Annotated in this window: 10 protein-coding genes; 4 read left to right on the top strand and 6 right to left on the bottom strand. The window is 59.3% G+C overall.

Translation table 11 applies throughout. The features are described from left to right. Positions 1 to 156: 156 nt before the first annotated feature. Genes argB through coaBC form a run of 4 tightly spaced genes read right to left on the bottom strand, consistent with a single transcriptional unit; the run spans position 157 to position 5,398 of the window. Positions 157 to 1,062 carry an acetylglutamate kinase gene (gene argB / locus AO277_RS07000; protein ID WP_044319816.1) on the bottom strand — a complete coding sequence of 302 codons (906 nt, stop codon included), beginning with the start codon at positions 1,060 to 1,062 and terminating at the stop codon, positions 157 to 159. 28 nt (positions 1,063 to 1,090) lie between these two features. After that, entirely contained in the window at positions 1,091 to 3,676 is a 2,586-nt protein-coding gene (locus AO277_RS29395) for a phosphomannomutase/phosphoglucomutase (RefSeq protein WP_044319817.1), read from the bottom strand. A gap of 51 nt (positions 3,677 to 3,727) precedes the next feature. Further along, entirely contained in the window at positions 3,728 to 4,183 is a 456-nt protein-coding gene (dut, locus tag AO277_RS06990) for a dUTP diphosphatase (protein WP_005731629.1), read from the bottom strand. 6 nt (positions 4,184 to 4,189) lie between these two features. Further along, positions 4,190 to 5,398: a bifunctional phosphopantothenoylcysteine decarboxylase/phosphopantothenate--cysteine ligase CoaBC gene (gene coaBC, locus AO277_RS06985; protein WP_044319818.1), complete on the bottom strand. Its 1,209-nt coding sequence runs from the start codon at positions 5,396 to 5,398 to the stop codon at positions 4,190 to 4,192. Positions 5,399 to 5,533: 135 nt separating this feature from the next. Between coaBC and radC the strand changes: the two genes are divergently transcribed. Beyond that, positions 5,534 to 6,208, top strand: a complete 675-nt coding sequence (gene radC, locus AO277_RS06980; RefSeq protein ID WP_002551512.1) for a RadC family protein — start codon at positions 5,534 to 5,536, stop codon at positions 6,206 to 6,208. Between the two features lie 110 nt (positions 6,209 to 6,318). On the opposite strand, the gene AO277_RS06975 is transcribed toward radC, so the two are convergent. After that, complete coding sequence (locus AO277_RS06975; protein ID WP_044319819.1) at positions 6,319 to 7,905, bottom strand: ABC transporter substrate-binding protein; 1,587 nt, start codon at positions 7,903 to 7,905, stop codon at positions 6,319 to 6,321. Positions 7,906 to 8,269: 364 nt separating this feature from the next. Between AO277_RS06975 and rpmB the strand changes: the two genes are divergently transcribed. Further along, positions 8,270 to 8,503, top strand: a complete 234-nt coding sequence (rpmB, locus tag AO277_RS06970) for a 50S ribosomal protein L28 (RefSeq protein ID WP_044319820.1) — start codon at positions 8,270 to 8,272, stop codon at positions 8,501 to 8,503. An 11-nt stretch (positions 8,504 to 8,514) separates the two neighbouring features. Next, positions 8,515 to 8,670 (top strand): 50S ribosomal protein L33, encoded by a 156-nt coding sequence (gene rpmG, locus AO277_RS06965; RefSeq protein ID WP_002551515.1) that lies wholly within the window; start codon positions 8,515 to 8,517, stop codon positions 8,668 to 8,670. A gap of 81 nt (positions 8,671 to 8,751) precedes the next feature. On the opposite strand, the gene AO277_RS06960 is transcribed toward rpmG, so the two are convergent. Next, positions 8,752 to 9,120 carry a cupin domain-containing protein gene (locus tag AO277_RS06960; protein ID WP_002551516.1) on the bottom strand — a complete coding sequence of 123 codons (369 nt, stop codon included), beginning with the start codon at positions 9,118 to 9,120 and terminating at the stop codon, positions 8,752 to 8,754. Positions 9,121 to 9,356: 236 nt separating this feature from the next. Between AO277_RS06960 and AO277_RS06955 the strand changes: the two genes are divergently transcribed. Beyond that, positions 9,357 to 10,850, top strand: coding sequence for an aldehyde dehydrogenase (locus AO277_RS06955; protein WP_005731632.1), 1,494 nt, complete (start codon positions 9,357 to 9,359; stop codon positions 10,848 to 10,850). Positions 10,851 to 11,048: the final 198 nt, after the last annotated feature.

The following is an 11,048-nucleotide window of genomic DNA, read 5'->3' as shown; positions in this document are numbered from 1 at the left end:
CAGGATGCAGGCCGCCAAGGCAGCGTAAGTGGATAATTGTCCAACCTTCGGGGGGCATACCACTCCAGCGTGGGAACGATAATCAGCGATCATCATCAACCAACAAAAAGGCCCCGTCAGCGTAAGCTCACGGGGCCTTTGGGTGTTACGCCTGAATCAGTGCCGCTTGCGGTTGGTGATCTGAGTACCTACACCGCTGTCGGTGAAGATTTCCAGCAGGACCGCATTGGGCACTCGTCCATCGATGATGTGCGAGCTATTGACTCCACCCTGAACCGCTTCCAACGCGCAACGGATCTTCGGCAGCATGCCGCCGTAGATCGTGCCGTCGGCGATCAGGCCGTCGACCTGTTCGGTGGTCAGCCCAGTCAGGACTTCGCCCTGCTTGTTCATCAGGCCGGCGATGTTGGTCAGCAGAATCAGCTTCTCGGCCTTGAGGGCCTCGGCAACCTTGCCTGCGACCAGGTCGGCGTTGATGTTGTACGACTCGCCGTCCGGGCCCACGCCGATAGGCGCGATGACCGGAATGAAATCCCCTTTGACCAGCATGTTGAGCAGCCCGGTGTTGACCCCGACCACTTCACCGACCTGACCGATGTCGATGATTTCGGGCTTGGTCATTTCCGGCGTCTGGCGCGTGACGGTGAGTTTCTTCGCACGAATCAGCTCAGCGTCCTTGCCGGTCAGGCCGATCGCGCTGCCGCCGTGACGGTTGATCAGGTTGACGATGTCCTTGTTGACCTGGCCACCCAGGACCATCTCCACCACATCCATAGTCTGCGCATCGGTCACGCGCATGCCATCGATGAAGTGGCTCTCGATGGACAGGCGCTTGAGCAGATCACCGATCTGCGGCCCGCCGCCGTGAACCACCACCGGGTTGATACCCACCGCTTTCATCAACACGATGTCGCGCGCAAAGCCGGTTTTCAGCTCTTCGCTCTCCATGGCGTTGCCGCCGTACTTGATAACCAGCGTCTTGCCGGCAAAGCGGCGAATGTAAGGCAGCGCTTCGGAAAGGACCTTGGCTACATTAGAGGCGGCATCACGTTCGAGGGTCATTCAGGGCTCCAGTCAAAAGGAAAAACAATCAAAATGGCAGGTCGAGATCCGGTGCAACTTTTTTCAGCTCAGCGTGGAACACGTCCTTGATGCGCTGCAACTCAGCCTCGGTTTCGGCCTCGAAACGCAGCACCAGTACCGGCGTGGTATTGGACGCACGGACCAGACCCCAACCCTTCGGATAGTCCACGCGGACACCGTCGATGGTTGTCAGTTTGGCGTCGCCCCACTGCGCGTCGGTTTCAAGGGCCTTGATGATGCTGAACTTGGTGACATCCGTCACCTTGATGTTGATTTCAGGCGTCGAAATATCGTTCGGGAAGGTTTCGAACAGGTCTTCGGCATTGGCCGACTCCTGGCTGAGGATCTCCAGCAGACGTGCCGCGCTGTAGATACCGTCGTCGAAACCGAACCAGCGTTCCTTGAAGAAGATGTGGCCACTCATTTCACCTGCGAGCAGCGCGCCACTCTTTTTCATTTCTTTCTTGATCAGCGAGTGGCCGGTTTTCCACATCACCGGACGACCGCCATGTTCGCTGATCAGCGGAGTCAGGCGACGTGTGCATTTGACGTCGAAAATGATGTCGGCACCCGGGTTGCGCTTGAGCACGTCCAGCGCGAACAGCATCAACAGGCGATCCGGGTAAACCACATTACCCTTGTTGGTCACGACACCGACACGGTCGCCGTCACCGTCGAATGCCAGGCCCAGATCGGCACCGGTTTCCTTGACCTTGGCGATTAGATCCTGCAGGTTTTCCAGCGTGCCCGGGTCCGGGTGGTGATTGGGGAAGTTGCCGTCCACTTCCGCGAACAGCGAGATCACTTCACAACCCAGCGCTTCGATCAGCTGCGGCGCGATCACGCCTGCCGCGCCGTTGCCGCAGTCGACCACGACCTTCAGCTTGCGCGCCATGACGATGTCGTCCTTGATCTGCTTGAAGTAGCGATCGAGGATGTCGACTTTGGTGATGCTGCCTTTCTGCGAAGTCAGGTTGTTGGTCTTGATACGCTCGTGCAGCGCCTGGATCTGCTCGTTGGCGAGGGTGTCGCCGGCGATGACGATCTTGAAGCCGTTGTAGTCCTTGGGGTTGTGGCTGCCGGTCAGCATGACGCCGGTCTTGCCGGCCAGCACGTTGGCTGCGTAATACAGCGCAGGCGTTGGCACCAGGCCCACATCGCTGACGTGGCAGCCGCTGTCGTGCAGACCTTGAATCAGTTGCTCTACCAGTTCAGGGCCTGAAAGGCGACCGTCGCGGCCAACGCTGACGTTGGGTTCGTTCTGCGCCAGGCTTTCAGAGCCAATGGCGCGGCCGATCCAGTAAGCCGTTTCAGCGTTGAGGGTGTCCCCGACCACTCCACGAATGTCGTAGGCACGGAAAATAGTCTCGGGAAGGTTGGGTGCCACGGATGCTGGGCTGTTCATAGCGAGGTTATGCTCCGATCTCAGGAAGTCCTGGTTTTCGTCGAGAAGGTCGATATCAAGGATATCGGTATCTTGAAACAGCGGATCGGTCCAGTCGGTGCGTGATGCAGCCACGGTGGACGAAGCACTGCCTTTGGCAATATCTGCATCGCGCTGCTCGCCCGCCGCCAGGACAGGCACTGCCTGAGGCTGACTACGAAGCGAGACACGAGCAAGGGCCTGAGCCAGACCACTAAGGGCCGGGAGGCTCAAACCGAAGGGTTTGACGGCTTTTCCGCGTGAGAGTTCTTGGAGCAGTTGATCCAGTTGCCGTGCGTCGGCGCAAATACGCTTCTGCAGGGCCCGTTCATTACGTTGCAAGCCAAGCAGCACGCCCGCTGCAGCGATAATCAATGCCAGCAGCAGAAGCATCACGGATGGAGAGGTTTTCAGCCCGGGACCGGGCGTGAACTCGAGTTTCCAGCCTGGATAACCGGTATCGAAGGCCTGTGCTTTGCCGTCAACGGCCTGACCGCGCTGCAGGAAAACCTGAGCGGGCCCGCTGCCGAATTGCTGGCTGAGCAACACTTGCCCGGCATCGGCAGGCAGCGTCGGCAAGGCATTGAGCAAGCGCTGCAGGTCAAAGGCCAGCAGCAGCGTACCCATCACCGGCTGAGTGGCAGTGGCACGCACCGGTGCTGCGCTGTAGATCAACCAGCGCTCGCCGACCTTGCGCGCTTCCGGGGCGACCGTCTCACCTTGTGCGGCCTTGTTTAGCATGTCCAGGGTGGCGAAACTGACGGGCAGTGCGCCTTGCGTGTCCACATCGGCCAGCCCCTTGGAGTACAGCCGAGCGCCTGCAAGGCCGTCCCAACGGGTAAATCGCTCCTGAGCGGCCAGTAGGGCAGCGGCGTCATTGCTCTGAAGCGTCTGCACAAGTGCTGCGCCGGAGGCCGCCGACTGGGTGTCCGCGTTGATCTGATGCAGCGCCAAACCCACCGCTGCTGCCTGACTGCCGCCCCAGGCCTGAACAAGCTGGTCCTGTTGCTGCGGACCGGTGGCCAGAGCTGTCCAGACCAGTGCCGCAGCAATCAGCAGGCCGATGGCGGCAGGCACCAGGCCAGGCGCGAGTCCTTTGAGGCTCGCAGCCGGAGGCGAGTTATCGGCGTGTATGGCGTGCTGTGAAGCGCTGTGCTGACTACCTTTCACCGACCTCTCCCTGAGTCTTGTCCCGAACCCGGATTATGTGCCGAATGGCGATCAATGACTGCCGGAATGACCGAAGCCGCCAGCGCCACGCTGACTTTCGTCGAACGCTTCAACCAGCTCGAAATGCGCCTGCACCACAGGCACCAACACCAGTTGCGCAATACGCTCGCCCACCGCGATGTTGAATGCAGTCTGGCCACGGTTCCAGCACGACACCATCAATTCTCCCTGATAATCGGAGTCGATCAGACCCACCAGGTTACCCAGCACGATGCCATGTTTGTGACCCAGGCCGGAGCGCGGCAGGATCAACGCGGCCAGGCCCGGATCGCCGATGTAAATCGACAGGCCGGTAGGGATCAGCAGGGTCTGGCCGGGCTCGAGGACGGTATCCTCCTTGAGCATGGCACGCAGGTCCAGGCCTGCCGAGCCAACAGTGGCGTAGGCCGGGAGTGGAAATTCGTTGCCAATGCGAGGGTCGAGGATCTTGGCTTGTAGAGCGTGCATTCGTAGTTAAACCTGATTCATGCGGTCGGCGATAAAAGTGACCAGCTGGCGAGCGATCTTGGCCTTGCTGGTCTGGGCGAAAAGTGTTACGTGCAACCCTCGGTCAATCACGCTGCAGGCGTTTTCCTCGCTGTTGAAGCCGATGCTCGGGTTGGCGACATCGTTGGCGACAATCAGGTCGAGGTTCTTGTCCTTGAGCTTGCGGGCAGCGTAGTCGAGCAGGTGTTCGGTCTCGGCGGCGAAACCGACGCTGAAAGGGCGATCCGGGCGGGTTGCGATGGTCGCCAGAATATCCGGATTGCGGACCATCTGCAGCAGCAAGCCGTCACCGTTTGAAGGATCTTTCTTCAATTTGTGCGGGGCGACAACTTCCGGACGGTAGTCAGCCACCGCTGCCGAGGCGATGAACAGGTCACAGGGGATGGCAGCCTCGCACGCCGCCAGCATGTCGCGGGCACTGACCACATCGATGCGCGAGACGCGATCCGGCGTCGGCAGATTGACTGGCCCGGTGATCAGCGTGACGCGCGCACCGGCTTCCACAGCCGCTTCGGCCAGGGCAAAGCCCATTTTTCCGGAGCTGTGGTTGGTGATGTAGCGCACCGGATCGATGTTTTCCTGGGTCGGGCCAGCGGTGATCAGCACATGCTTGCCGGTCAGGCTCAGGCGCTGGAAACAGTCCGCTGCGCACTGGGCCAGATCTTCGGCCTCCAGCATGCGACCGAAGCCGACATCGCCGCAGGCCTGACTGCCGGACGCTGGCCCAAACACACGAAAGTCACGCTCTTCAAGCTGCCTGGTATTGGCTTGCACTGAGGCGTCACGCCACATTGCCTGATTCATCGCCGGTGCGATGGCGACGGTGGCATCGGTTGCCAGCACGATGGTGGTCAGCAAGTCGTTGGCGATGCCTTGCGCCAGGCGCGCGATCAGGTCGGCGGTGGCCGGAGCGATCAGGATCAGGTCGGCCCATTTGGCCAGTTCGATATGGCCCATCGCGGCCTCTGCGGCCGGGTCGAGAAGGTCCAGGTGCACAGGGTGCCCGGACAGGGCCTGCATGGTCAGCGGCGTAATGAACTCTGCTCCGCCTTTGGTCATGACGACACGCACTTCTGCGCCCTGATCGCGCAGGCGGCGGACCAGCTCGGCGCTCTTGTAGGCCGCGATGCCGCCGCCGACGCCAAGAACGATGCGTTTTCGATACAGCCGCTGCATAGACCTGCCTTTTTGGTCGAGTGAATACGCGACGTCCATGACGCCTCCCCAGGCCAGGCCGTCGCGCAAAAAAGATGGGCTAAGATAGCACAGCGACTGCACCGCAACAGCGGTGCCCAATCACATGGAGGTGCTATGAGTATTCGCAGTTGGCCCGCGGCCGAACGCCCGCGGGAACGCTTGTTGGAGTTGGGGGCGGGGAGCCTTTCCGACGCCGAGTTGCTGGCTATCTTTTTACGCACCGGGGTGGCCGGAAAAAGCGCCGTAGACCTTGCCCGTCATCTTCTGAATCAATTCGACGGGCTCAGATCGTTACTGGATGCTGACCTGTCCACGTTTACCTCCCAGCTCGGGCTGGGGCCTGCCAAATTTGCTCAGTTGCAGGCAGTCATGGAGATGGCGCGCCGGCACATGGCCGAGTCCTTGCGCCGTGACTCAGCGCTGGAAAACCCCACTCAGGTGCGCAACTACCTGAAGGCTCAGCTCAGACATGAACAGCATGAAGTTTTCGCCTGCCTGTTTCTGGACAACAAGCACCGGGTCATGACCTTCGAGATACTGTTTCGCGGGACGATCAACGCCTCCTATGTGCATCCGCGCCAGGTGGTGAAACGAGCGATGGCTCACAACGCCGCCAGCCTGATCCTCTGCCACAACCATCCTTCCGGCATCACCACGCCCAGCCGTTCCGACATTGACCTGACCAAGCGCCTCAAGGAAGCACTTATGCTGGTGGATGTTCATGTGCTGGACCACGTGATCGTGGGCGACGGCGAGCCACTGTCGATGGTTGAGCGCGGGTTGATGTAGCGCTCACGCGGAGCTATAGGTCGGGATTCGGCTTATCGTTCCCGCGCTCTGCGTGGTANAATGCAGGGCTTGGGCACGCCAGTTACGCAGACAGGCCTAGGTCTGACGACTTACTTGACCTGCACCTTGTAGAAATCCTGCCTGCCAAACGGGCTGACCTGATAACCCGTGACGTCCTTGCGTACCAAGGCTGCTGCGGTCGGGTGGGCGAGGGGTATCCACAGTGCCTGCTGTTGGACCTGCTGCTGCGCCTGATGGTACAGCTTGCTGCGTTCGCCCTGATCGCTGACGGACTTACCATCGGTGATGAGCTTGTCCAGCGTCTTGTCGCAATAACGGGCGAAATCGGTGCCCGACTGCACGGCTGCACACGAGAACTGCGGGGTCAGGAAGTTATCCGGGTCGCCATTGTCGCCCGCCCAGCCCATGAACAGCAGGTCATGCTCGCCAGCCTTGGCGCGGCGAATCAGTTCGCCCCACTCAATGATCTTGATCTCGGCATCAATGCCGACCTGCTTCAAGTCAGCCTGCAACAATTGAGCGCCCAGGCTTGGGTTGGGGTTAAGCAGGCTGCCGGAAGGCCGGGTCCAGATAGTGGTCTTGAAACCATCCTTCAGACCGGCTTTGGCCAGTAAAGTCTTGGCCTTGGCGACATCGTGCTGATAGCCGGGCAGGTCTTTGGCGTAGCTCCAGGTGTTGGGCGGATAAGGGCCATTGGCTTTTTCAGCGGTGCCTTCGAACACGGCTTTCAGGTAATTGTCCTTGTCGAACGCCAGGTTGATGGCCTGGCGAACTTCCGGCTTGTCGAACGGCGGGTGCTGGCTGTTGATCGCGACAAACGCGGTCATGAACGCTTCAGTCTTCTCGACCTTGAGTGAGTCGTCCTTGCTGGCTGCCTGAATATCCAGAGGCTTGGGCGAGAGCGCTATCTGGCATTCGTCCTGACGGATTTTCTGCAGGCGCACATTGGCGTCCGGCGTGATGGCATACACCAGCGTGTCGATATCAGACTTGCCGACGAAGTAATCGTCGAACGCCTCATAGCGCACCGCGGCGTCTTTCTGGAAGCGCTTGAACACGAACGGCCCGGTGCCGATCGGCTGGCTGTTGAGTTTTTCCGGCGTGCCCGCCTTCAACAGCTGCGCGGTATATTCGGCTGAATAGATCGAGGCGAAACCCATGCTCAGCATGGCCAGGAAGGTCGAGTCCGCATGGTTGAGCGTAAAGCGCACGGTGTGTGCATTGGGCGCTTCGATACTCTTGATCAGCGCGGGCAACTGCATGGATTGCGCATGCGGAAAACCGCTCTGGGCGATCTTGTGCCACGGGTTCTGCGGGTCGAGCATGCGCTGGAAGCTGAACAGCACATCATCCGCGCTCAGCTCGCGAGTCGGCTTGAAATAGTCAGTGGTGTGGAATTTCACTCCGGCGCGCAGCTTGAAGTCGTAAGTCAGGCCGTCTTTGGACACGGTCCAGCTTTCTGCCAGGCTCGGCACCAGCTTGCCGCTCTGGGCATCGAAGTCCACCAGACGGTTCATCAGCACGTCGGCCGATGCGTTGGTGGTGGTCAGGGAGTTGTACTGCACAACGTCGAAGCCTTCGGGACTGGCTTCGGTGCAGACCACAAGGTTCGATGCCTGGGCGGCAATCGGAAGCAGCAACGGAACAAGCAAAAAAGGGAGTGCAGCTAGGCGCATGGCGTTATTTCCTGTTCAGAAAGGGCCCCATCTGCCGGCGCAGTCTGGTGAGGGACTAACCCTAGACCATGTACTGGCGTAGAACAATCGTTACGGTGCGACGAGCGGTCGATTTGCCTGTGCCCCCGCATTGCTTGAGCATACCGCCGCGCAGAGCGGATTCATTCGGGTCAAAGTGCTTTGCCTGTTGTTGCGTCCAAGGCTTTCTGGTATAAAGCAGCGCTCTTTTCTAGGGGCCCGGTTCCTTCACTGTAGGTGTAGCCGGTAAGACCCTTAAAGAAACGCGGCGCCTGGCGCCAAATGACTGAGAGATTAAGCGGCCAACCCATGCCGGGTTGGGCATGTGGTTTTAGAGGGCTGAGGCATGTCGAGAGTATGTCAAGTTACCGGTAAGGGTCCGGTGACTGGGAATAACATTTCCCACGCAAACAACAAAACCCGTCGTCGTTTCCTGCCAAACCTGCAGCATCACCGCTTCTGGGTTGAAGGCGAGAAGCGTTTTGTTTGTCTGCGCGTATCTGCTAAAGGCATGCGTATCATCGACAAGCGTGGCATTGAAGTTGTGCTCGCTGAACTGCGTCGCGACGGCAAAATTTAAGGGAGAGAATCATGCGTGAATTGATCCGTTTGGTGTCGAGCGCTGGTACAGGCCATTTCTACACCACCGACAAGAACAAACGTACTACCCCGGATAAAATCGAAATCAAAAAATTCGATCCGGTTGTACGCAAGCACGTGATCTACAAAGAAGGCAAAATCAAGTAATTGATTCTGTCGGCTACAAAAAAACCCGCCTCGGCGGGTTTTTTTGTGTCTGCGCTCCTGGCATAGCTGCAAGGGCAGTACTTATTTATCCGCAGCTGCTTCAAACACCACATAAATCTTGCGGCATGTTTCCAGCACCTCCCAAGTGCCCTTGAAGCCGGCTGGAATCACGAAACGGTCGCCTGCGCGCAGGGTTTTCGCGTTGCCCTGCTCGTCGCGCAGGACTGAAACACCCTGCACAATCTCGCAATACTCATGCTCCGAGTAACTCACCTGCCACTGCCCGGGCTCGCCATTCCAGACCCCCGCGCTCATCTGTCCGCAGGGGCTGTTGTAGTGGTTGTAGAGGGTTTGTGCCGGATCGCCCTTAAAGACCTTTTCCGGTGCAGGGCGATAGTGCTCGGCGGCGGTGCTGGCTTCACTGAAGTCGACGATGCTTTCGATGCTCATGATGGGCCCCTTGTCCTGAATGCGTTGAGGGTTTGACGTGCGTGCTGTGCGTTAGTGCCCCGCGCGCGCGGAGCTGTTTAATAAAATCAACAAAAAAGCGCCTTGGCGGCTATTTATGTCAAATATATTGGTTTTGTCGGGCCGCTAGTTTAGGGTAACGGCCTTCCTGAAAAATTTCAGATTGTGTCTTTAATCAACCATGACACACCCACATTCAACAAGAGGAGGACATGCAAATGACCACCCTGACTCGTGCTGACTGGGAGCAACGCGCCCAGCATTTGAAGATCGAAGGCCGTGCCTTCATTCAAGGTGAATACACCGCAGCCTCCTCCGGCGAGACGTTTGATTGCATCAGCCCGGTCGATGGCCGGATGCTTGCCAAGGTCGCCAGTTGCGACACCGCTGACGCGCAACGCGCTGTCGACAGTGCGCGCAGCGCCTTCAACTCAGGTGCCTGGTCGCGACTGGCTCCGGCCAAACGCAAGGAAACCATGATCCGTTTCGCCGGGCTGCTCAAGCAAAATGCCGAAGAGCTGGCTTTGCTTGAAACCCTGGACATGGGCAAGCCGATTGGCGACTCGTTCGGCGTCGACATTCCTGGTGCTGCCAGAGCCCTGAGCTGGAGCGGTGAGGCCATCGACAAGCTGTATGACGAGGTCGCCGCAACGCCTCATGACCAATTGGGCCTGGTTACCCGAGAGCCGGTCGGTGTCGTCGCCGCCATCGTGCCGTGGAACTTCCCGTTGATGATGGCTTGCTGGAAGCTTGGTCCTGCACTGTCCACCGGCAATTCCGTGATCCTGAAGCCGTCGGAGAAGTCTCCGCTGACCGCCATTCGTATTGCGCAGCTGGCCATCGAGGCAGGCATTCCTGCGGGCGTGCTCAACGTATTGCCGGGTTACGGTCATACCGTCGGCAAGGCGCTGGCGCTGCATATGGACGTGGATACCGTGGTGTTTACTGGTTCGAGCAAAATCGCCAGACAACTGATGATTTACGCAGGCGAGTCGAACATGAAACGCGTCTGGCTGGAAGCCGGTGGCAAAAGCCCGAATATCGTCTTTGCCGACGCGCCGGATTTGCAGGCCGCCGCCGACGCAGCCGCCAGCGCAATTGCTTTCAATCAGGGCGAAGTCTGCACTGCCGGTTCTCGGCTGCTGGTCGAGCGCTCTATCAAGGAACGCTTCCTGCCGATGGTGCTTGAGGCATTGGCCACCTGGAAGCCCGGCAATCCGCTGGACCCTGCGACCAATGTGGGCGCGCTGGTCGACACCCAGCAGATGAACACAGTGCTGTCCTACATCGAAGCCGGTCACGCCGAGGGTGCCAGACTGGTTGCGGGCGGCAAGCGCATTCTGCAGGAAACCGGCGGCACGTACGTCGAACCGACCATTTTCGACGGCGTGAACAACGCCATGAAGATCGCCCAAGAGGAGATCTTCGGCCCGGTACTTTCAGTGCTGACGTTCGACAGCGACGAAGAAGCGATACAGATAGCCAACGACACGCCTTATGGCCTGGCTGCTGCCGTGTGGACCGCCAATATCTCCAGAGCACACCTGACCGCCAAGGCACTGCGCGCGGGCAGCGTATGGGTCAATCAGTACGACGGCGGCGATATGACTGCCCCGTTCGGTGGCTTCAAGCAGTCAGGCAACGGTCGTGATAAATCGCTGCATGCCTTCGACAAATACACCGAGCTGAAATCCACCTGGATCAAGCTGTAAGTCAGGAGCGCGACACCTATCGTGCCGACGCTCCAGCGTCGGTACGCCGTTCTGGACGCTCCGCGTCCGGTCTTGCGTCTGCGGCGCGGCGCAGATTTGTGACGCGGAGCGTCACGAACTGCATTCCCACGCGGAGTGGTATGCCCCCCGAAGGTTGGACAATTATCCACTTACGCTGCCTTGGCGGCCTGCATCCTG

The organism is Pseudomonas amygdali (genome assembly GCF_002699855.1).
Lineage (GTDB): Bacteria > Pseudomonadota > Gammaproteobacteria > Pseudomonadales > Pseudomonadaceae > Aquipseudomonas > Aquipseudomonas amygdali.
Note: the sequence above shows the minus strand (reverse complement) of the source record. Positions and strands in the feature narration are given on the sequence as shown.

What these genes read in the sequence shown, in the direction of transcription:
- argB (WP_044319816.1), bottom strand. Translation starts at nt 1,062, where the DNA reads ATGACCCTCGAACGTGATGCCGCCTCTAATGTAGCCAAGGTCCTTTCC.
- rpmG (WP_002551515.1), top strand. Translation starts at nt 8,515, where the DNA reads ATGCGTGAATTGATCCGTTTGGTGTCGAGCGCTGGTACAGGCCATTTC.
- AO277_RS06955 (WP_005731632.1), top strand. Translation starts at nt 9,357, where the DNA reads ATGACCACCCTGACTCGTGCTGACTGGGAGCAACGCGCCCAGCATTTG.
- dut (WP_005731629.1), bottom strand. Translation starts at nt 4,183, where the DNA reads ATGCACGCTCTACAAGCCAAGATCCTCGACCCTCGCATTGGCAACGAA.
- AO277_RS06975 (WP_044319819.1), bottom strand. Translation starts at nt 7,905, where the DNA reads ATGCGCCTAGCTGCACTCCCTTTTTTGCTTGTTCCGTTGCTGCTTCCG.
- AO277_RS06960 (WP_002551516.1), bottom strand. Translation starts at nt 9,120, where the DNA reads ATGAGCATCGAAAGCATCGTCGACTTCAGTGAAGCCAGCACCGCCGCC.
- radC (WP_002551512.1), top strand. Translation starts at nt 5,534, where the DNA reads ATGAGTATTCGCAGTTGGCCCGCGGCCGAACGCCCGCGGGAACGCTTG.
- rpmB (WP_044319820.1), top strand. Translation starts at nt 8,270, where the DNA reads ATGTCGAGAGTATGTCAAGTTACCGGTAAGGGTCCGGTGACTGGGAAT.
- coaBC (WP_044319818.1), bottom strand. Translation starts at nt 5,398, where the DNA reads ATGCAGCGGCTGTATCGAAAACGCATCGTTCTTGGCGTCGGCGGCGGC.